This is a genomic window from Cupriavidus sp. FW305-F7, assembly GCF_058782875.1.
The window spans coordinates 53,851-73,933 of record NZ_JBYSYC010000014.1; the positions used below are offsets into that span (position 1 = coordinate 53,851).

General features: G+C 67.1%; 23 protein-coding genes and 1 riboswitch. Of the genes, 14 read left to right on the forward strand and 9 right to left on the reverse strand.

Features of this window, described 5'->3' with window-relative positions; all coding sequences use genetic code 11:
* The first annotated feature begins 5 nt into the window (after positions 1 to 5).
* From AC3WL8_RS15185 to AC3WL8_RS15200, 4 genes are all read left to right on the forward strand, one after another.
* Positions 6 to 524 (forward strand): GNAT family N-acetyltransferase, encoded by a 519-nt coding sequence (locus tag AC3WL8_RS15185; protein ID WP_211980562.1) that lies wholly within the window; start codon positions 6 to 8, stop codon positions 522 to 524.
* Between the two features lie 52 nt (positions 525 to 576).
* A complete protein-coding gene (gene relB, locus AC3WL8_RS15190; protein ID WP_013955320.1) occupies positions 577 to 801 on the forward strand; it encodes a type II toxin-antitoxin system RelB family antitoxin in 225 nt (74 codons plus the stop codon).
* A complete protein-coding gene (locus AC3WL8_RS15195) occupies positions 785 to 1,054 on the forward strand; it encodes a type II toxin-antitoxin system RelE family toxin (protein ID WP_153954923.1) in 270 nt (89 codons plus the stop codon). Before relB ends, AC3WL8_RS15195 begins: the two co-directional genes overlap by 17 nt.
* Positions 1,055 to 1,159: 105 nt before the next feature.
* The gene (locus tag AC3WL8_RS15200; RefSeq protein WP_013955322.1) at positions 1,160 to 1,612 is read left to right on the forward strand and encodes a PaaI family thioesterase; all 453 of its coding nucleotides are present in this window, start codon (positions 1,160 to 1,162) and stop codon (positions 1,610 to 1,612) included.
* Positions 1,613 to 1,633: 21 nt separating this feature from the next.
* Here the strand turns inward: AC3WL8_RS15200 and AC3WL8_RS15205 are convergent, their stop codons facing one another.
* Together AC3WL8_RS15205 and thiD are read right to left on the reverse strand one after the other, a co-directional pair.
* Positions 1,634 to 2,068, reverse strand: coding sequence for a PGDYG domain-containing protein (locus AC3WL8_RS15205; RefSeq protein WP_013955323.1), 435 nt, complete (start codon positions 2,066 to 2,068; stop codon positions 1,634 to 1,636).
* 5 nt (positions 2,069 to 2,073) lie between these two features.
* Positions 2,074 to 2,901 carry a bifunctional hydroxymethylpyrimidine kinase/phosphomethylpyrimidine kinase gene (gene thiD, locus AC3WL8_RS15210; RefSeq protein ID WP_492378386.1) on the reverse strand — a complete coding sequence of 276 codons (828 nt, stop codon included), beginning with the start codon at positions 2,899 to 2,901 and terminating at the stop codon, positions 2,074 to 2,076.
* A 58-nt stretch (positions 2,902 to 2,959) separates the two neighbouring features.
* Positions 2,960 to 3,075, forward strand: a riboswitch (S-adenosyl-L-homocysteine riboswitch).
* 122 nt (positions 3,076 to 3,197) lie between these two features.
* On the opposite strand from thiD, the gene ahcY reads away from it, so the two are divergent.
* The 5 genes from ahcY to AC3WL8_RS15235 all read left to right on the forward strand — a co-directional run bounded on the left by ahcY (position 3,198) and on the right by AC3WL8_RS15235 (position 7,108).
* Positions 3,198 to 4,616: an adenosylhomocysteinase gene (ahcY, locus tag AC3WL8_RS15215; protein WP_010813332.1), complete on the forward strand. Its 1,419-nt coding sequence runs from the start codon at positions 3,198 to 3,200 to the stop codon at positions 4,614 to 4,616.
* Positions 4,617 to 4,687: 71 nt separating this feature from the next.
* Positions 4,688 to 5,038: a phage holin family protein gene (locus tag AC3WL8_RS15220; RefSeq protein ID WP_013955325.1), complete on the forward strand. Its 351-nt coding sequence runs from the start codon at positions 4,688 to 4,690 to the stop codon at positions 5,036 to 5,038.
* Between the two features lie 61 nt (positions 5,039 to 5,099).
* Complete coding sequence (gene metF, locus AC3WL8_RS15225) at positions 5,100 to 5,930, forward strand: methylenetetrahydrofolate reductase [NAD(P)H] (RefSeq protein WP_114131115.1); 831 nt, start codon at positions 5,100 to 5,102, stop codon at positions 5,928 to 5,930.
* 8 nt (positions 5,931 to 5,938) lie between these two features.
* The gene (locus AC3WL8_RS15230) at positions 5,939 to 6,298 is read left to right on the forward strand and encodes a TfoX/Sxy family protein (RefSeq protein WP_013955327.1); all 360 of its coding nucleotides are present in this window, start codon (positions 5,939 to 5,941) and stop codon (positions 6,296 to 6,298) included.
* A 51-nt stretch (positions 6,299 to 6,349) separates the two neighbouring features.
* On the forward strand, positions 6,350 to 7,108 hold the full coding sequence (locus tag AC3WL8_RS15235; RefSeq protein WP_013955328.1) for a Mut7-C RNAse domain-containing protein: 759 nt from the start codon (positions 6,350 to 6,352) through the stop codon (positions 7,106 to 7,108).
* A 159-nt stretch (positions 7,109 to 7,267) separates the two neighbouring features.
* Here AC3WL8_RS15235 and AC3WL8_RS15240 read toward each other — a convergent pair whose 3' ends face one another.
* Positions 7,268 to 7,852, reverse strand: coding sequence for a 5-formyltetrahydrofolate cyclo-ligase (locus tag AC3WL8_RS15240; protein ID WP_013955329.1), 585 nt, complete (start codon positions 7,850 to 7,852; stop codon positions 7,268 to 7,270).
* Positions 7,853 to 7,958: 106 nt separating this feature from the next.
* Here AC3WL8_RS15240 and AC3WL8_RS15245 point away from each other — a divergent pair, with 106 nt between their 5' ends.
* The 4 genes from AC3WL8_RS15245 to AC3WL8_RS15260 all read left to right on the forward strand — a co-directional run bounded on the left by AC3WL8_RS15245 (position 7,959) and on the right by AC3WL8_RS15260 (position 13,216).
* On the forward strand, positions 7,959 to 9,911 hold the full coding sequence (locus AC3WL8_RS15245; RefSeq protein ID WP_492378387.1) for a lytic transglycosylase domain-containing protein: 1,953 nt from the start codon (positions 7,959 to 7,961) through the stop codon (positions 9,909 to 9,911).
* Between the two features lie 106 nt (positions 9,912 to 10,017).
* Positions 10,018 to 11,040, forward strand: coding sequence for a complex I NDUFA9 subunit family protein (locus AC3WL8_RS15250; protein ID WP_153954929.1), 1,023 nt, complete (start codon positions 10,018 to 10,020; stop codon positions 11,038 to 11,040).
* 185 nt (positions 11,041 to 11,225) lie between these two features.
* Positions 11,226 to 11,924, forward strand: coding sequence for a glutathione S-transferase family protein (locus AC3WL8_RS15255; RefSeq protein WP_013955332.1), 699 nt, complete (start codon positions 11,226 to 11,228; stop codon positions 11,922 to 11,924).
* 56 nt (positions 11,925 to 11,980) lie between these two features.
* Complete coding sequence (locus AC3WL8_RS15260; RefSeq protein ID WP_492378388.1) at positions 11,981 to 13,216, forward strand: multifunctional CCA addition/repair protein; 1,236 nt, start codon at positions 11,981 to 11,983, stop codon at positions 13,214 to 13,216.
* Here AC3WL8_RS15260 and AC3WL8_RS15265 read toward each other — a convergent pair.
* Genes AC3WL8_RS15265 through AC3WL8_RS15290 form a run of 6 tightly spaced genes read right to left on the reverse strand, consistent with a single transcriptional unit; the run spans position 13,213 to position 18,489 of the window.
* A complete protein-coding gene (locus tag AC3WL8_RS15265) occupies positions 13,213 to 13,650 on the reverse strand; it encodes a universal stress protein (protein ID WP_013955334.1) in 438 nt (145 codons plus the stop codon). The genes AC3WL8_RS15260 and AC3WL8_RS15265 overlap by 4 nt on opposite strands.
* A 41-nt stretch (positions 13,651 to 13,691) precedes the next feature.
* Complete coding sequence (locus AC3WL8_RS15270) at positions 13,692 to 14,525, reverse strand: ABC transporter ATP-binding protein (protein ID WP_492378389.1); 834 nt, start codon at positions 14,523 to 14,525, stop codon at positions 13,692 to 13,694.
* On the reverse strand, positions 14,522 to 15,268 hold the full coding sequence (locus AC3WL8_RS15275) for an ABC transporter ATP-binding protein (protein WP_492378390.1): 747 nt from the start codon (positions 15,266 to 15,268) through the stop codon (positions 14,522 to 14,524). Before AC3WL8_RS15275 ends, AC3WL8_RS15270 begins: the two co-directional genes overlap by 4 nt.
* On the reverse strand, positions 15,265 to 16,287 hold the full coding sequence (locus AC3WL8_RS15280) for a branched-chain amino acid ABC transporter permease (protein ID WP_148271556.1): 1,023 nt from the start codon (positions 16,285 to 16,287) through the stop codon (positions 15,265 to 15,267). The genes AC3WL8_RS15275 and AC3WL8_RS15280 overlap by 4 nt, the downstream gene beginning before the upstream one ends.
* Complete coding sequence (locus AC3WL8_RS15285; RefSeq protein WP_013955338.1) at positions 16,284 to 17,180, reverse strand: branched-chain amino acid ABC transporter permease; 897 nt, start codon at positions 17,178 to 17,180, stop codon at positions 16,284 to 16,286. Before AC3WL8_RS15285 ends, AC3WL8_RS15280 begins: the two co-directional genes overlap by 4 nt.
* 25 nt (positions 17,181 to 17,205) lie before the next feature.
* Positions 17,206 to 18,489, reverse strand: coding sequence for an amino acid ABC transporter substrate-binding protein (locus AC3WL8_RS15290; protein ID WP_492378391.1), 1,284 nt, complete (start codon positions 18,487 to 18,489; stop codon positions 17,206 to 17,208).
* 193 nt (positions 18,490 to 18,682) lie between these two features.
* Between AC3WL8_RS15290 and AC3WL8_RS15295 the strand changes: the two genes are divergently transcribed.
* Entirely contained in the window at positions 18,683 to 20,074 is a 1,392-nt protein-coding gene (locus AC3WL8_RS15295; protein WP_153954934.1) for an ABC transporter substrate-binding protein, read from the forward strand.
* The last annotated feature ends 9 nt before the right edge of the window (positions 20,075 to 20,083 follow it).

A 20,083-nucleotide genomic window follows, 5' to 3' on the forward strand; every position in this document is an offset into this window, starting at 1 on the left:
TCGCCATGGCGCCAACCGCCGCCGCGCACCGCGTCCGCCTGGCGGTGGCGGACGACCTGGCGCGCCTGCCCGAAATTGAGCTGGCAGCGGCGGCGCTGTTTCCTGACGCCGACCTGCCCGCGCTACTGCGCCTGGTCAGTACGCCGGAATCGGCACTGGCCGCCGCGCAGCGCGAGCGGCGCCTGTGGGTGGCCGAGCGCGGCGGCGAACTGGCCGGCTTTGCGCTGGCCAGCCGCAAAGGCGAATGCGGTTACCTCGATGAAATGGATGTACACCCTGACCACGGGCGTCGCGGCATCGGGCGCTCGCTGGTTGGGGCGGTGCAGGGCTGGGCGCGGGCGGACGGATTGCGGTCGCTGAACCTGACCACGTTTGCGCATTTGCCGTGGAATGCGCCGTTCTATGCATCCCTGGGGTTTCGCCAGTTGCGCGATGACGAGCTTTGTCCCCTCCTTGCGGATGCACTGGCGGCGCAACGGGCGGCGGGATTGCGGCAACGCGTGGCGATGCGGCAGATATTCTGACGCCAGGACCCATCGTTGCTATACTTGTATAGCAATCACTTTGGAGGCTGCCATGCTCGCCATCCGACTACCAGAGGACATCGAAGACCGCCTGGAAGCCCTTGCCAAACGCACCGGCCGCACCAAGACGTTTTATGCGCGTGAGGCCATCATGCAGCACCTTGATGATCTTGAGGACCTGTATCTGGCAGACAAGATTGCCGCACGTGTTCGCGCCGGCGAAGAATCCACGGTAACGCTGGATGAGCTGGAGGCGCGGCTTGGCCTGGCGGATTGAAGTCACGCAAACGGCAGAGAAACAACTTGCCAAGCTGGATCGGCCGGTCGCCAGGCGTATTGTCACGTTCTTGCGCGAGCGAGTCGCGGCATCCGACGACCCCCGCTCGCTTGGCGAAGCCCTGAAGGGGAGTGAGCTTGGCGAATACTGGAAATACCGGGTCGGCGACTGGCGTTTGATTTGCCAGATCGAGGACGCGCGCATCACTGTTGTGGTGCTGCGTCTTGGGAACCGCAGGGACGTGTATCGCTAGCGCCAAGATTTGTGCGACATTCGCCCAGCCGCCGAAACCGAGCGGCAGCCCGCCGCTATGATGGCGGGCAGCATTCCCCGCCAACCATCCCCCGCCATCCCTACCATGTCCTCCCAGACCGCCCCCGAAATCGTCCCCGTCGCCCCCGGCACGCCCGAAAAGCCCTACTTCGGCATCGACGTGCCGCTGATGCGCTATTTCGGCCTGCAGCCGGTGCAGATCGAGGAGGGCCTGTGCCGCACGCGGTTGCCGGCGCACCCGTCGCTGGTCAACAGCCGCGGCGATGTGCATGGCGGCACGCTGATGGCGACGCTGGACTTCACCCTGAGCGGCGCCGCGCGCTCGCATGCGCCGCTGGAAACCGGCGTGATCACGATCGATATGTCCACGCATTTCCTGGCGGCAGCGCGCGGCGAGCTGACGCTGGAGGCGCGCTGCCTGCGCCGCGGCGCGCGCATTGCATTCTGCGAGGGCGAGGTCAAGGATGCTGCCGGCACCGTGGTGTGCGTGGCGCGGGCCGCATTCAAGCTGGTGCCGCTGTCCGCCGGCGGCAACTGACCCCGGCGTCGGCCTGGCCGCTCAGTCCTGCAGCGGCCGGTACACCTGTTCGAAACGTGCGCGCTCGGTGATGCCATAGTCGCCGGGCGCGTATTGCATCAGCCAGTCGCCCGGCTTGCCGTGCAGCACGTCGCCGCCGGCGCTGCGCGCGATGCTGAAGGCCTCGTGCATCTCGCGCGCCAGTACCGGGATCGGCTTGTTGCGGTAGGCGCCGTCCTGGCCGTGCGCGAGCGGCGGCACGGCCTCGTACTTGGGGTCGAAGCGGTCGCGCGAGACGCACCAGCGGTCGCCGCCGCGGCTGGTGATCAGCGCATCGCCGGGTTGGTAGCGGTTGGGTCCCTCGCGGCTGATCAGCTCGCCGGGTTCGGTGGCGAACAGCACGTCGACGATTTCATGCTTGAGGTAGAACGCGGCTTCGGGGTCGCTGCGCAGGTCGATATCGGCCAGCATCGTCATGTCTGTCAACCCAGCGCGCGCGGCGCGAACAAATGGTTCAGCGGCCCGTTGCCGGCGCCCAGCCGCAGCCCCGCGCCCGCGGCGATGGCATGCGCCACATAGTCCAGCGCCGTGCCCACTGCCGCCTCCAGCGCATCGCCGCGCGCCAGCTGCGCGGCAATCGCGGCAGCCAGCGTGCAGCCGGTGCCGTGCAGGTTGCGGGTATCGACACGCGGATGCGTGAACACGCGCACGCTGCCGTCGGCCAGCATCAGCAGGTCATCCAGGCCGCCGGCGGCGGCGCCGTCTTCGAGGTGGCCGCCCTTGAGCAGCACGGCAGGGCAGCCCATCGCGATCAGGTCGGCGGCAGCCTGTTCCATCTCGGCGCGGCGCGCGATCCTCCGGCCCAGCAGGTACGAAGCCTCGGGCAGGTTGGGCGTGACCAGCAGCGCGCGCGGGAACAGTAGCCGCACCATGGCCTGCGTGGTGGCGTCATCGGACAGCGTCGCGCCCGAGGTCGAGATCATCACCGGGTCCACCACCAGCTTGCGGATGCCGTGCCGGTCCGCCGCCGCGGCCACGGCCTCGACGATGGTGGCGGTGCCCAGCATGCCGGTCTTGGCCGCGTCCACGCCGATATCGCTGGCCACGGCATCGATCTGCGCGGCCACCATGTCGGCGGGAATGGCGTGCACGCCGGTCACGCCCAGCGTGTTCTGCGCGGTGATCGCGGTGATGGCGCTCATGCCGAAGCAGCCCAGCGCGGAAAAGGTCTTCAGGTCGGCCTGGATGCCGGCGCCGCCGCCGGAGTCGGAACCGGCGATGGTCAGGGTGCGGGGTGGCGTTGGGATCATCTGTGCAGGAATCGGAGGGAGCCGGTGCGCAAGGCGCCCGGGCACGCTACAATACCGCCACTCCGAGGAGCGTTGCAACGGATGGAGGCCTGCGAAGCACATCGCACGGCCGGCGGCACAGCCGCCCCATGCCATCCGCCAGGCTCGGACTGTCTTCAACGGCGCTCGCTGATCCGTGGTCCGCACGGAGGCGAGTCGACCTATCCGCGAGCTTCGCATGTGCCCTTGCGCCATGCCATAGCTGCCAGATTCCCCGTACTCGTCACCTGCGCGCCACTCTTCACCGGGAGTGAAACATGAACGCTGTGACCGACCTGAAGCAAGACTACCTCGTCGCCGACATCAACCTGGCCGGCTGGGGCCGCAAGGAAATCGCCATTGCCGAGACCGAAATGCCCGGCCTGATGGCGATCCGCGACGAATTTGCCGCCGCGCAGCCGCTCAAGGGCGCGCGCATCGCCGGCTCGCTGCACATGACGATCCAGACCGCCGTGCTGATCGAGACGCTCAAGGCACTGGGCGCCGACGTGCGCTGGGCCTCGTGCAACATCTACTCGACCCAGGACCACGCCGCTGCCGCGATTGCCGCCGGCGGCACGCCCGTGTTCGCCTTCAAGGGCGAATCGCTGAAGGAATACTGGGACTTCACGCACCGCATCTTCGACTGGTCGGACGGCGGCACCCCCAACATGATCCTGGACGACGGCGGCGACGCCACGCTGCTGCTGCACCTGGGTGCGCGCGCCGAGAAGGACGCGTCGCTCATCGCCAAGCCGGGCAGCGAGGAAGAAACCTACCTGTTCGCCGCCATCAAGGAAAAGCTGGCCAAGGATCCGAGCTGGTACAGCCGCAACCTGGAGGCCATCCGCGGCGTGACCGAGGAAACCACCACCGGCGTGCACCGCCTGTACCAGATGGCCCAGAAGGGCGAACTGCGCTTCCCGGCCATCAACGTCAACGACTCGGTGACCAAGAGCAAGTTCGACAACCTGTACGGCTGCCGTGAGTCGCTGGTGGACGGCATCAAGCGCGCCACCGACGTGATGATCGCCGGCAAGGTGGCCATCGTGGCCGGCTACGGCGACGTGGGCAAAGGCAGCGCACAGGCGCTGCGCGCGCTGTCGGCGCAGGTGTGGGTGACCGAGATCGACCCGATCTGCGCGCTGCAGGCCGCGATGGAAGGCTACCGCGTGGTGACCATGGACTACGCCGCGGAGCATGGCGATATCTTCGTCACCTGCACCGGTAACTACCATGTCATCACCCATGACCACATGGCCAAAATGAAGGACCAGGCCATCGTCTGCAATATCGGCCACTTCGACAACGAGATCGACATTGCCTCGATCGAGAAGTACGAATGGGATGAGATCAAGCCGCAGGTCGATCACGTTAAGTTCCCCGACGGCAAGAAGCTCATCATCCTGGCCAAGGGCCGCCTGGTGAACCTGGGCTGCGCCACCGGCCACCCGTCGTACGTGATGAGCAGCTCGTTCGCCAACCAGACCATCGCCCAGATCGAACTCTGGCAGGAACGCGACAGCGGCAAGTATCCGGTCGGCGTCTACACGCTGCCCAAGCACCTGGACGAGAAGGTGGCGCGCCTGCAGCTGCGCAAGCTGAACGCGCAGCTGACCGAACTGACCGAACAGCAGGCCGCGTATATCGGCGTGAAGAAGGAAGGTCCGTACAAGGCCGACCACTACCGCTACTGATCCGCGCAGGTAAGGCAGGGCCCCCCTCCCGCTTGCGGGAGAGGGGGAGAAACCACATTCAAGGAGCCGTCATGAGACTACTGGTCGTCTGGGTCATCAACGCCGTTGCGCTGTTCGTGTTGCCGTACCTCATCTCGTCGATCCACATCAAGAGCTTCGGCTCGGCGATGCTGGCGGCGCTGGTGCTGGGCCTGGTCAATACGCTGATCCGTCCGATCCTGGTGATCCTGACGCTGCCGGTCACGCTGCTGACGCTGGGGCTGTTTATCTTCGTCATCAACGCGCTGCTGTTCCTGTTTGTCGGCAACCTGCTGTCGGGCTTTACCGTCGGCGGCTTCTGGGCGGCCCTGCTGGGCTCCATCCTGTACAGCGTGATCTCGTGGCTGCTGGCCAGCCTGCTGCTGGGCGAACGCACCGCCTGACGCGGCCTGCACTGTCACGAATCCCATACCGCGCGCCGCGCCAACGCGGCGCGCCACCATCATGCAAGACCGCTACTTCAGCTTTGAATTCTTCCCGCCCAAGACGGCGGAGGGCACGGAGAAACTGCGCAACACGCGTGCGCAGCTGGCCCCGCTCAAGCCCAAGTACATCTCGGTGACGTTCGGCGCCGGCGGCACCACGCAGCAGGGCACGCTGGACGCGGTCCTGGAAATCCAGCGCGAAGGCATCGAGGCCGCGCCGCACCTGTCGTGCGTGGGCTCGTCGCGCGAGAGCATCCGCGCCGTCCTGCAGCAGTACCGCGACGGCGGCATCCGCCATATCGTCGCGCTGCGCGGCGACATGCCCTCGGGCATGGGCGAGATCGGCGAGTTCCGCTACGCCAACGAACTGGTCGAGTTCATCCGTGCCGAGACCGGCGACTGGTTCAACATCGAAGTCGCCGCCTACCCCGAGTACCACCCGCAGGCCAAGTCGCCGCGCCACGACCTGGACAACTTCGTGCGCAAGGTCAAGGCCGGCGCCGACTCCGCCATTACGCAGTACTTCTACAACGCCGACGCCTACTTCCGCTTTGTCGACGATGTGCGTGCGCAGGGCGTGGAGGTGCCGATCGTGCCGGGCATCATGCCGATCACCAATTACTCGCAGCTGATGCGCTTCTCCGAGATGTGCGGCGCCGAAGTGCCGCGCTGGGTGGCCAAGCGGCTGGAGAGCTTCGGCGACGACCGCGAATCGATCCGCGCCTTCGGCCTGGACGTGGTCACCGCGCTGTGCGAGCGCCTGCTCGCCGCGGGCGTGCCGGGTCTGCACTTCTACACGCTCAATGCCGCCGGCGCCACCAAGGCGATCTGGCAGCGCCTGAAGCTGTAACGCCCGCCATGGCCACGCGCCGCCCCGATCCCTTCATCGAACATCTGCTCGAGCTGATGGGGCCGCTGGCGGCGCGCATCGGCCCTGTCAGCGCCAGGCGCATGTTCGGCGGCCATGGCCTGTTCTATGACGGGCTGATGTTTGCGCTGGTGTCGGGCGGCACCTGCTACCTGAAGGCCGATGACGCCACGCGCGGCAAGTTCGAGGCCGAGGGCAGCGAGCCCTTCCGCTACCAGTCGGCAAAGCGCGAGGTCACCATGCGCCACTACCTGAGCCTGCCGCCGGCGGCGCTGGAGTCGCCCGGCGCGATGACACCCTGGGCGAAGCTGGCGGTAGAGGCGGCGCTGCGGCTGGGGAATGCGGGCTGAGGCAAGGTGCCGCTATCGCGCCGATCTGCCGACAGTGCCATACTCGGCACCATGGTCACCGCCACCTTCCGCTTCTACGAGGAACTGAACGACTTCCTCGCGCCGGACCAGCGCCGGCGTGACCTGTCCTGCGCCTGCGCGCGCGCCGCCACGGTCAAGCACATGATCGAGGCGCTGGGCGTGCCGCATACCGAAGTCGAGCTGATCCTGGTCAATGGCGAATCGTCCGGCTTCGAGCGGCAGCTGCGCGATGGCGACCGGGTCTCGGTCTATCCCAAGTTCGAACGGCTCGACGTGTCCCCGCTGCTGCGGGTACGCGAGCAGCCGCTGCGGGTGATGCGCTTTGTCGCCGACGCGCACCTGGGCGGCCTGGCGCACCTGCTGCGCATGACCGGCTTCGACACCCTCTATGACAACCATTTCGAAGACAGCGAGATCGAGCGCATCGCCGTCGACCAGGGCCGCGTGGTGCTGACGCGCGACCGCGAGCTGCTCAAGCGCCGCGGCATCACCCACGGCTGCTATGTGCGCGCGATCAAGTCGCAACTGCAGGTGCGGGAGATCTTTGCGCGGCTGGACCTGGCGCGCAGCGCACGGCCGTTCTCGCTGTGCCTGGACTGCAACGCGCCGCTGCGCGCGCTGGATGCGGCCGGCGCGGCCGGGCGCGTGCCGGAGGGGGTGCTCGAGCGCCATCGCAGCTTTGTTACCTGCGACCAGTGCCGGCGCGTGTTCTGGGAGGGCTCGCACTGGCGCTGCATGCGTGCGCTGGTGGATGAGCTGGTGCGGGGCGCCGAGGCCGGGCCGGGTTAGTGTCCTGTTCCGCAAATACCTTGCCATGGAATCGCCCAGTTGGCCGCCAAGCGTCGTTGCTCGTCGTTGCCATAGCTACGGCTATGGCGCCTCCTCGCGCCTAGCCTGACGACCAACTGGACGATTTCATTTTGGCAAAGCTATCTACGGAACAGGACACTAGAACTGGCCGGATTCCGTAACGATCCAGTCCATGGCAATGTCATGCGGCTGCGCCTGCAACGGTAGCCGGCAGCTTTCGTAGCCAATGCCGATCGCTACTGGCCGCTGCGCCATGGCCGCCAGCGTGCGGTCGTAGAAGCCACCGCCGTAGCCCAGGCGGAACTTGTCCGGGCTGAAACCGACACAGGGTATGAGCAGCGCATCGGGCGTCACGGCCTCGGTGCCGTCCGGCACCGGGATGCCGTAGTGGCCGGTGGCCATGGGCGTGTCCGGTGTCCACAGGTGGAAATCCAGCGGCGCGCCCGGGCGGCTGACCGACGGCAGCGCGGCGCTGCGGCCAGGCATGGCGGCGAGCCAGCGGCCGACCGCGTCGCGCGCATCGAACTCCTGCTGGATCGGCCAGTAGAAACCCAGGCAGCGCACGGCCAGGCCGGCCAGCAATCCGGACAGCGCGGCGGCGATGCGTGCGTCGGCTTCGGCGCGTGCGGGCAGGGCGGCGCGTTGCGCCAGCAACTGCGTGCGCAGTGCACGACGGTCGTCGGCGGCAGGGTTGGGTGCGGTCGTGACAGGAGTGGATGACATGGCGTGGGATAATGCCCCTCGTCCGAACCAAACACGGACGGCGGAGCCGCGGCTGGGCACAAGGTTGCAGGCGCCGGCGCCGCCGTCATCGACAAGGAAGCAAAGAATGCTGAAGGGAGTATATCTGCAGCGTGCCGGCCGGGCCGCCTGGATCGCGCTGGCATGTGCACTGCTTGTCACGCCCGTCCATGCGCAGAAGCGCCCGCAGGCGGTGTCGCGCCCGCAGGCGGCGGTGATCCCGAGCGATCCCGACGAGGCCTTCACCGCGCTGCGCGAAGCCGCGCGCAAGAACGACGTAGAGCGCGCCTACGCGATCTCGGCCACGCTGGTGGACTACCCGGTCCCGTCCTATGTCGAGTACTTCCGCATCAAGCCGCAGCTGTTCGACGCCAGCGGCCTGGCGCGCATCGATGCGCCCGACGATCAGGTGCGCGCATTCCTGCAGCGCTACAAGGGCGACGCCATTGCCGACCGCATGCGCAATGACTGGCTGCTGGTGCTGGGCAAGAAGCGCGACTGGGCCAATTTCGATGTCGAGTATCCGCAGTTCGCACTCAAGGACGATACCCAGGTCGAGTGCTATGCGCTGCTGTCGCGTGCACTCAAGGGCCAGAACGTGGCCGCCGATGCGCGCAATGTGCTGAGCGACCCCAAATACTACGGCGAAGGCTGTGTCGACCTGATCGGCTACCTGGCGCAAAGCCAGCAGATCCAGCGCAGTGATGTCGCCTACCAGGCGCGGCTGGCGCTGGAACAGAACTTTGTCACGCTGGCCGGCAAGATCGCCGCGCTGGTGCCCGACGCGCGTGCGGATGGCGATACGCTGGCCACCGTCGTCAAGATGGCGCGCAACGACCCGTCGCAGGCCGCCGCCTACCTCGGCACGGCCCAGGGTGCGCTGTCGCGCGACGAGCAGGGTGCGGCCTGGGGCGTGATCGGCCAGTTCGCGGCCAAGAAGCTGCTACCCGATGCGGCCGGCTACTACCGCCGCCAGATGGACCTGGGCGGCAACCAATGGCTCTCCGACGACACGCAGGAATGGCGCGTGCGCGCCGCGCTGCGCCAGGGCGACTGGAAGCAGGTGCGCCAGGCGGTGGAGCTGATGCGCCCCGAACTGCGCGCCAAGGATCCGGCCTGGATCTACTGGTATGGCCGCGCGCTCAAGGCCGACGGCCGCGACACCGAGGCCCAGCAGAACTTCCAGCAGATCGCCGGCCAGTTCAACTTCTACGGCCAGCTGGCCAGCGAAGAGCTGGGCAACCGCATCACGCTGCCAGCGCGCACCGCCGTCAGCGACGCCGAGGCCATGGCCATGCGCACGCGCGCCGGTTTTCAGCGGGCGCAGAAATTCTATGCCATGAACCTGCGCTTCGAAGGCAACCGCGAGTGGAACTGGGAACTGCGCAATATGAGCGACCGCGAGCTGCTGGCCGCGGCCGAATATGCGCGCCGCCTGGAACTGCTGGACCGCACCGTCAACTCCGCCGACCGCACCCGCAACGAACATGACTTCACGCTGCGTTTCCTGATGCCGTACCGCGACATCATGCAGCGTGCCACCGACGATGTCGGCCTGGACATGGCGTGGGTCTACGGCCTGATCCGCCAGGAATCGCGCTTCCTCATGAACGCGCGCTCGTCGGCGGGCGCACATGGCCTGATGCAGGTGATGCCGGCCACGGCCAAGTACGTCGCGCGCAAGATCGGCATGGCCGACTTTTCGCCGTCGATGATGGCCGATCCCAATATCAACATCCTGCTCGGCACGAACTACCTGAACATGGTGCTGACAGACCTGGACAGCTCGTGGACGCTGGCTTCGGCTGCATACAACGCCGGCCCGGGCCGGCCCAAGGCCTGGCGCAGCACGCTGGCGCGGCCGGTGGAAGGCGCGATCTTTGCAGAGACCATTCCGTTCAATGAAACGCGCGGCTATGTGAAGAATGTGCTTTCCAACGCCACGTACTATGCTGCATTGATGAGTGGCCGGCCGCAGTCGCTGAAATCGCGCCTGGGCATGGTCGCGCCGTCGGCGGTGACCACTACCAGCCTGCCCTGAAGTTGCCCCTGCGGGGGCGGGCAGGACGGGCCCTGCCGGGACGATCCGGCGGGCCCGGGCTGGCGCAGGGTGCCGCGGCGTGCAGTTTTCTTGGCACGGAGGCATCATGCAGACCAGCAACGTCCTCGTCATCGGTGGTGCCGGCTTTATCGGCAGCCACCTCGTCTCGCGCCTGGCCGGGGCTGCCTCGGCCTCGGGCGCGCCGCTGGAGCCCGGCGCCAACCCCGATTCCCCCATCGCCCCGGACCGCATCGTAGTCGGCACGCGCAATATCGAGCACGCGCAGCACCTGCTGCTGTTGCCGCGCGTGGAAGTGGTGGAGCTGGGCCTGGCCGACAATGCCGCGCTGGACGACGCCATCGGCTCGCTGGGCGTGGATGGCATCGTCGTCAACCTGGTGGGCGTGCTGCACGGCGAGCGCGCCGACCCCTACGGCGAAGCCTTTGCCAGCGCGCATGTGGAGATGGTGCGGCAGATCGCGGCGTCGTGCCTGTCCACCGGCGTGCGCCGGCTGTTGCATATGAGCGCGCTGGGCGCGGACAGCAACGGGCCGTCGATGTACCTGCGCAGCAAGGGCGACGGCGAGCGCGTGGTGCGCGCCAGCGGGCTGGACTGGACCATCTTCCGGCCCTCGGTGGTGTTCGGCCCCGACGACCATTTCCTGAACCTGTTCGCCCACATGCAACAGATGGCCCCGGTGGTGCCGCTGGCGTGCGCGCATGCACGCTTCCAGCCGGTATTCGTGCAGGATGTGGTGCAGGCCTACCTGAATGCCATGGTGAACCCGGCCACGATCGGCCACGGCTATGAGCTGGGCGGACCGCAGGTCTATACGCTGGAAGAGCTGGTGCGCTTTGCCGGCCGCGCGTCCGGGCATCCGCGCCCGGTGATCGCGCTGCCCGATGCGCTGGCACGGGTGCAGGCCAGCATCATGGAGCATATGCCGGGCGAACCGCTGCTGTCGCGTGACAACCTCGACTCGATGCAGCTCGACAATGTGCTGGAACACCCGGTCGCACCCGAACTGAACCTGCATCCGGCCAGCCTGGAGTCGATCATGACCGACGCGCTGGCCGGGCGCAACCGCGATACCACGCTGACCCATATGCGCGCGAGCGTGCACCGCTGACGGGCCCGGCGGCCGGTGCGCCCTATGTGACCGGATTTCATATCGGTTGCTAGCGCAATTCACTTTGACGCGGACGGCCGCGCTGGCAGAATGACCAGTCCGGCGCGCGGCCGCCACGCCGTCCTGCAGGCGGCAGGCGCCGCGCCTGCGCCGTCTCCCTCCGTTTCCTCCCCCAAGGACCCACGATGAAGCTCGTCATCGGCAACAAGAACTATTCCTCCTGGTCGCTGCGCCCGTGGCTGTTGCTGCGCCAGGCCGGCATTGATTTCGAAGAAGTGCAGGTGCGCCTGTTCACCGGCAGCTTCGCTGCCGAGATCGCGCGCTACTCGCCCGCGGGCAAGGTGCCGGCGCTGGTCGATGGCGAGGTCACGGTGTGGGATTCGCTGGCGATCTCCGAATACCTGGCCGAGCGCTTCCCGGAAAAGCACCTGTGGCCGGCCGACCGTGCCCAGCGCGCGGTGGCGCGCGCCGTCTGCGCCGAGATGCATTCGGGCTTCGGCAACCTGCGCAACCAGTTGCCGATGAACGTGACCGCGGTGCTGCCCGGACGCGGCTGGAACGTGGCCGTGCAGCGCGACGTGGAGCGCATCGCCGCGATCTGGGAAGGGCTGCGCCAGCAGCACGGCGCGAACGGGCCGTTCCTGTTCGGCGAGTTCACCGTGGCCGACGCGTTCTTCGCGCCGGTGGTGAGCCGCTTTGCCACCTACGGCATCCACCTGCCCGACGAAGCCGAGGACGCCAAGGCCTATGCCGACTTCATGCTGGCGCTGCCGGCAATGCAGGAATGGATTGCCGGCGCACGCGAGGAACGCGACTTCCTGGCCGACGACGAACCCTACCGGCTGGCCCCGGATCGTCCCGATGCGATAATCATCAACCACTAGCAATACCGCTGGTGCCGAGCGCCAGCCCGGCACCAGCCCACGACGAGGCCAGAACGATGCAGGTGTATGCCGTCGGCGGCGCGATCCGCGACGAACTGCTGGGCAAGCCCAGCCAGGACCGCGACTACGTGGTCGTTGGCGCGACCCCGGCGCAGATGGAGGCCGCGGGCTTTCGCCCGGTGGGCAAGGATTTCCCGGTCTTCCTGCATCCGCGCACCCAGGAGGAATACGCGCTGGCCCGCACCGAGCGCAAGACCGCGATGGGCTACAAGGGCTTTGCCTTCTACTGCGAGCCCGATGTCACGCTCGAGGACGACCTGGTCCGGCGCGACCTGACCATCAACGCCATGGCGCGCGCCGTCGATGCCGACGGCAACCTGGCTGGTCCCGTGATCGACCCTCATGGCGGCCAGCGCGACCTGGCCGCGCGCTTGTTCCGCCATGTATCCGATGCCTTTGCCGAAGACCCGGTGCGCATCCTGCGGCTGGCGCGCTTTGCCGCGCGCTTCCAGGACTTCACCGTTGCCGCCGAGACCATGCGCCTGATGCGCGAGATGGTGGCCGCGGGCGAAGTCGATGCCCTGGTCCCCGAGCGCGTCTGGCAGGAACTGGCGCGCGGGCTGATGGAGGCGCGCCCGTCGCGCATGTTCGAGGTGCTGCGCGAATGCGGCGCGCTGGCGCGGCTGCTGCCCGAGCTGGACCGGCTGTGGGGCGTGCCGCAGCGCGCCGACTACCACCCCGAGGTGGATACCGGCGTGCACGTGATGATGGTGATCGACTGCGCCGCGGCGCTGGGCGCGCCGCTGCCGGCGCGCTTTGCCGCGCTGGTGCATGACCTGGGCAAGGGCACCACGCCTGAGGACGTGCTGCCGCGCCATACCGGCCACGAGATGCGCAGCGTCAAGCTGCTGGAAGCCGTCTGCGCGCGGCTGCGCATACCCAACGACTGCCGCGACCTGGCGGTGGTGGTGGCGCGCGAGCATGGCAATATCCACCGCTCGCTGGAATTCAGCGCGGCGGCCGTGGTGCGCCTGCTTGAACGCTGCGATGCGCTGCGCAAGCCGGCCCGCTTTGCCGAAGCACTGCAGGCCTGCGAGGCCGACATGCGCGGACGCAAGGGCTTTGAGGCGAGCGCGTATCCCCAGGCGGCGCGCTTGCTGGCCGCGCTGGACGCGGCGGCGGCCGTCGACGCCGGCGCCGTCGCGCGCGCATGCGGCGATGATGTCAGCCAGATCCGCGACCGCGTTCATGCGGCGCGCGTGGCGGCAGTGGCGCAGCGGCTCGGGTGCTAGCGAAAAACCAGCACTGGAATCGTCGCGTGTGTCAGCACCTTGTGCGTCTCGCTGCCGATCAGCAGCGCCTGTAGCCCGCGCCGCCCATGCGAGGCCATCACGATCAGGTCGCACTTCCTCGCCTCAGCCTCGTCGATGATGGCCTGGAAGATGTGGTCGCCGGTGGGGCAGGCGGTTTCACACGGCACGCCCGCCGCGGCGGCCTCCTGCGCGATCGTTGCCAGGTAGGCCTCGGCCTGCCGGTAGGCTTCCTGCATGAAGCGTTGCCGGGTTTCCTGGAGCATGGCGGTCTGCAGGCGCATCACGTCATAGTGCGCGACGACCTGGATCGCGGTGAGGCGGGCCTGTATCGAGCTGGCCAGCTCGATGGCCTTGCGGTAGGCCGTATCGGACAGGTCCGAGCCGTCGACCGCCACGAGCAGATGCTTGAACATTTTGGTCTCCTTGTAAGCCGGCGCCGCACCGCAGCGGTGGCTCAGGCGCCAAGAAATAGCCGGCCGACCTCCGGGTCCCGGCCCAGTTCGCCACCGGTGCCGGCCATGGCCAGCTGCCCGGCCACCAGGACATAGCCGAGGTCGGCGAAGGCGAGCCCTTTGCGGGCGTTCTGCTCGACCAGGATGATGGTCTTGCCCTCATCCTGCTGCAGCTGGCGCAGGTGTTCGAACACCAGGTCGACAAAGCGCGGCTCCAGCCCGATCGAGGGCTCGTCCACCAGCAGCACGGCGGGGTCCATCATCAGCGCGCGCGAGATTTCCAGCAGCCTGCGCTCCCCGCCGGAGAGCACGCTGGCGCGCTCGCCGCGCCGTTGCGCGAGCGCGCCATGGCGCTGGAAGATGCGCTCGGCCGCAGCCCTGGCGTCGCGCGGGTGCGGCATCAGGTACCCGCCCATCAGCAGGTTTTCTTCGACCGTCATGTCAGGGAAGATCGAACCCTCCTGCAGCACATAGGCTACGCCTGCCTGCCGCAGCTTCTGCTCGGCACGCAGGTGGGTGACCGGCGCGCCGGCCACGGTGATGGTCCCCGACATGACCCGGGCCAGGCCGTAGATGGCGCGTAGCACGGTGGACTTGCCCGCGCCGTTCGGGCCGATCAGGCACAGCGAACCGCCGCGCGCCACGCGCAGGCTGAAGCCGTGCACGATTTCCATGGCGCCATAGCCGGCGACCAGGTTGTCCACCGCGACCATCGGCGTGCCGCCGGCCAGTTGCTCGAGTTGCCCGATCGTTGGCCGGGGACGCGAGAGCGCTGCGGCGAGCGTGGCGGCTGGTGCGTGGACAGCCGGCTGGGCCGCGGTGTGCGCGCTGATCATGGCTGTCCTCCCAGGTAGGCCTCGATCACCGTGGGGTTGGCCGTGATCTGCGCTGGCGATCCCTGCGCCAGCACCTCGCCATGCGCCAGGCAATAGATGTGGCCGGCCAGCTGCATCATTACCCGCATATTGTGTTCGATCACCAGCAGGGTGATGCCGAGCCGCGCGTTGATGTCCCTGAGCAGCGCGATCAGGCTGTCGATCATCACCGGGTTCACGCCGGCGGTGGGCTCATCGAGCAGCAGCAGCCTGGGCTCGTTCATCAGGGCCATGCAGATCTCGAGCAGCTTCTGCTGCCCGAACGAGAGGTCGGCGCCGCGCTGGTCCCCGTGGTCCTCCAGCCCGGCCATGCGCAGGGTCTGCCGGGCCCGCTCCGTCACTGCTGGTGCCTGCCGCGTGCACATGGCGGCGAGTCCTTCATGCATATGCGGCACGCTGACCAGCAGGTTCTGCAGGCAGCTCATCTTGCCGAACACCCGCGTCTGCTGGAAGGTGCGCACCAGGCCCAGGCGGGCGATCTCGGGAACGCGCAGCCGCGAGATCTCGCGTCCGTCGAACGCGATCGACCCGCCGTCGATCGGGTGGTAGCCGACGATCGAATTGAACAGGGTCGTCTTGCCCGAACCGTTCGGCCCGATCAGGCCGACGATGCTGCCGTGCGGCACCTGCAGGGAGATGTCATGGTTGGCGACGACACCGCCGAAGCGCTTGGTGACGCCGCGCACCGCAAGCAGGTTGTTCATGGCGCGGGACTCCCCGTGATGCGGCGGCGGTTGGCACTGTAGTCGCGCAGCCAGCCCATGATGCCGGTCGGGAACAGCACCACGATCAGCACGATCAGCACGCCCAGCGCAACGCGCTGCCAGTTCAGCAGGTAAGTCCAGAACAGTTCCTGGGTCAGGTGGAACAGCGCGGCGCCGATCACCGGCCCCCACAGCGTGCCCTTGCCGCCCAGGATTGCCATCACCACCATCCACACGCCGAAGGTGGCGCCGGCAAAGGCCAGTTCGCGCGGATCGATGAAGCCCACCAGGTTGCCCGTCAGGGCGCCCGCCATGCCGAGGAAGAGGGCGCACACGCACCACGCCAGGATCTTGTAGCGCGTCGTGTGCAGGCCGAGCGCCTCGGCCTTGTCCTCGTCATCGCGGATGGCATTGAGCGCGAGACCGAACGGTCGCGCATAGAGCCAGCGCAGCGACAGCAGGGTCACTACGGCCAGCACCAGCATCGCGTAGTAGAAGAACGGCTCGCGGCTGCCGGCAGCACCCGGGAACAGCGGCAGCGTCATGCCCGATCCCGCGCCGATGAAATCCCAGCCGGCGGCACCATCGGCGCAGGCGATGCCCAGGCCCAGTGTTCCGATGGCGAAGTAGTGGCCGCGCAAGCCCAGCATGGCCGGGCCCAGCGCAAGCGCCGCCGCCACGGCCGCCAGCGCCGCCAGGCCGGTACCCACCGCCAGCCCGGCGAAGTAGCCCAGCCCGAAGTCGCGCTGCACCACCGCGCAGACATAGGCACCCACGCCGAAGAACACGATGTTGCCGAACGAGTTATAGCCCATCTGCCCGCCCATCACATCCCACGTCAGCGCAAATAGAACCATCAGCCAGAGAAAGGTCAGCTGCGTGGTGATGCCGGCGAACAGCCACGGCGCGATCAGCGCGCCCACGCTGCCCGCAAGCAGCGCCATCCAGGCCGCCCCGGCGGCCGAGGTGACCGGGAGATCCGATTCGGGCCGGCGTGCGCCGCGCAGGTGCGGGTTCATCGCAGGTAGCCGCGCCGCCGGCGCAGCATCAGGTTGCGGCTTACCAGGATCGCCACCAGCAGGGCGTAGAGGAAGGCGGTCTGGTACTCGGTGCCGAGCAGGAAGCCGGCATAGTTCTCGGCAATGCCCAGCCCGCCGCCGGCGCCAAGCACCGGCAGCATGCTGCCCAGCCCGGCCACCACCACGATCATGAAGGCGCGCACGGTATAGGGCAGGCCCAGGTAGGGGTGGATAATCCAGGTCATTGCCACCAGCCCGCCCGCCGCGCCGCAGATGGCGGCGTTGAGAGCGAAGGTCGAGGCATAGATGCGATCGGCGTCCACCCCCAGTACACGGGCAGCGCGCGCGTTCTGGGCGGTCGCCCGGATCGCCTGGCCGCGGCGCGAATGCCTGAGGAACAGCATCAGGCTGGCGCCCAGCGCCAGCGCTGCGGCGAACGCTGCCAGCTTGATCTTCGGCACCACCAGTCCGCCCGGCAGCAACAGGCTGCCCAGCCCCGCATCGACCGTACGCACATTGGCGCCGAAGGCCAGGTTGGCGAGCTGCTGCAGCACGATGCTCAGGCCGAAGGTGGCCAGCACCGAGACAAAGAGATCGCGCTCGACCAGGCGGAAGATAACGATGCGATAGAGACCCCAGCCCACGCAGTACATCACCGCCGCGGCAACCGGCACGGCCAGCATCGGGGGCACGCCCTTGCCAACCAGCCAGATCACGATATAGCCGCCCAGCATCACCAGCTCGCCCTGGGCTATGTTGATGAGATTCATCACGCCCCATACCAGCGCCATGCCGTAGGCCGCCAGCGCAAAGATCGCGCCGGCCAGCAGGCCATCCACCACGAGCTGCAGGTTCAGCTCGGGACTCTGGAAGAGGACCGCGAGATTGCTCATCTGCGTCAGGCCGCGCAGCAGCCCCCTATTTGCGCAGCGCCCAGGCAGGTGCCGGATAGATGACCTTCGACGACGCCCACTTGCCCGGCGCGACCACCTTGAACTTGCCGTCCTGCACCTGGTACAGCACCATCGACTTGGCGATATTCTTGCCGCTCTGGTCGAACCTGAGCGGGCCGTAGAACGTCATCAGGTCGGTTTTTGCCAGGGCATCGCGGACCTTCTCCGTATCGAACGAGCCGGCACGCTCGAAGGCGTCGGCGAACGCCAGCACCGCGGCGGTGGACTCGGCCGCCTGGTATGGCGCCTCGTAGTGGTACTCCTTCTCGAAGCGCTGCGCGTACTGGTCAGCCGTGCCGAACCAGCGGTCCTTGTAGCCAAGCGTGCGGTCCCATTGCGAGCCACACACCGCGAATTCGGCGCTCTTGCCGAATTTCTCGATGACCTGCGCGGAGTCGCAATGGGTCAGCGCCAGCATCGGCACGTCGATACGCATCTCCGCTACCTGCCGCACCGCCAGCGCCGCGCCCTTTTCATGGCCAGATACCACCAGGATGTCCGGCTTGAGCGCCTTCACCTTGGCCAGCGTGGCCGACATGTCGTTCAGCTCAGGCGGCAGCTTGTCGTCGATTACCACCTGCATGCCCAGGCGTTTCGCATCCTCTTCCACGCCGTCGCGCACGTCCCGCGAGAAGTTGTCGTTCTCGATGGCGATGGCCACCTTGAGGCTCTTCGGCGACTTGCCTGCCCGCTGCGCTTCCTCGGCGGCGAGCTGGATGGCCGAGCGCAGGTAGTAGTCGGAGGTGTTGAGCACCGCGAACATGTAGCGGTAGCCCTGCGTGAACAGGTTGCGGTCCGCGCCGTTGCCCTCGACCATCGGAATCTTGTACTTCTCCGTGACCGGGGCGATCGCCTTGGTGAGCCCCGAACTGTAGGGCCCCAGAACGTACTTGACGCCGTCCTGGTTGATCAGCCGTTCGGCCAGCTGTGCGCCGCGGGCCGAGGTGGATTCGTCGTCGTAGTAGAGGACCTTCAACTGATAGGCCTTGCCGCCAACCTTGACGCCGCCCATCTCATTGACGCGTTTCGCGGCAAGGTTGTAGCCGTCCTGGGTGTTCTTGCCATTGGTGGAGTACTTGCCGGTCAGGGAAACCGCGGCACCGAGGACGATGGTGTCGCCCTCCACCTTGGCGGCGGCGGGGGCCGACACGGCTAGGCCAAGACCGGCCAGGGCGCAGACGGCGGCATGGCGCAAATGGATAGCGGGCCTGGGATCGCCTGGTGAGTCCTGTTTGGATGCGTTTTTCATGGCACCTCCTCACTCTCTCCAACGTAGGACTCATTTCTGAAAGCGGAAGTGCCCGTATGTCACGGGTCCATCACTCCATGAGGTGTTCCCGGGATTCCCTATTCATGAAATGAGGCCTACGCTTGAGGTGATCAGGCAGATCGTTGCTCGACCGGGATGGGAGCCGACCGCTTTCTCGCATGAGGAGATAGCCATGGCCAAGACAGCGCATCCAGGTGGTACCCACGTGGCAGTCGCCACCAGCCCCAATACAAATACCAATACCGGCAGGCGCGGATTCATCCGGGCCACTGGCGCGGTCGGGCTTGCCGCCGGCCTCGGACCTTTCGTGATCCCGCGCTATGCCCATGCGGCAAAGCACACGCTCAAGATCCTGCAGTGGAACCACTTCGTGCCGGGCTACGACAAGTGGTTCGACGACACCTATGTGAAGGAGTGGGGTCAGAAGAACGACACCGAGGTGGTGGTCGACCACGTCGGCATCCCGGCGCTGGCCACGCGTGCCGCCGCCGAAGTGTCGGCGCAGAAGGGACACGATCTGTTCATGTTCCTGTCGCCGCCCCCGGTCTACGAGGAGCAGGTGATCGACCATCGCGAACTCTACGAGGAATGCCAGCGCAAGCATGGCAAGCCGATGGAGCTGGCGATCAAGAGTACCTACAACCCGAAGACGAAGAAGTACTTCGGCTTCTCCGACAGCTTCGTGCCGGACCCGATCAACTACCGCAAGGACCTCTGGGACGAGGCCGGTATGAAGCCGCCAGACACCTGGCTGGATGTCCTGGCCGCCGGGCGCAAGATCAAGGCCAAGAGCGGCATCCCGGTCGGCGTGGGGCTGTCCGCGGAACTTGATACCGCGATGGCGATGCGCGCCATCCTGTATGCCTTCGGCGGCTCGGTGCAGGACGACCGGCACACCGTGGTGCTCAACTCGAAGAACACGATCGAAGCGGTGAAGTTCGTCAAGGCGCTGTACCAGGAGGCCATGACGCCGGATGTGCTGGCATGGGACCCGTCGTCCAACAACCGCGCCATGCTGGCGGGCAAGATCTCGCTCTGCCTTAACGCCATCTCCATCACCCGCGAGGCCGAGAACAAGAACCTGCCGATCGCGCGCGACATCTGGCTCACGCAGGCGCTGCAGGGGCCGGTGCGGCGCATCGCGCTGGAACACGTGATGGACTGCTACGTGATCTGGAAATTCGCCGAGAACATCGCCGGCGCGAAGAAGTTCCTGGTCGACTATATCGATAACTTCCGGCAGGGCTTCCTGGGCAGCGAGTTCTACAACTTCCCTTGCTTCCCCAGTACCGTGCCAGACCTGCAGAAGCTGATCGCCGACGACCAGAAAGCCACGCCGCGCGACAAGTACAAGGTGCTCGGCGCGCTGATGAACCAGGCGACCAATGTCGGCTATCCCGGCTACGCCAACGCGGCCGTCGACGAGATCTTCAATACCTGGGTCCTCAATACCATGTTCGCCAAGGCAGCCACGGGCGACGAGACGCCGGAGAACGCAGTCCGGATCGCCGATGCCGCGTGCAAGCGCATTTTCTCGAAGTGGCGCGACAAGGGCATGGTGTAGCTCGCGGCA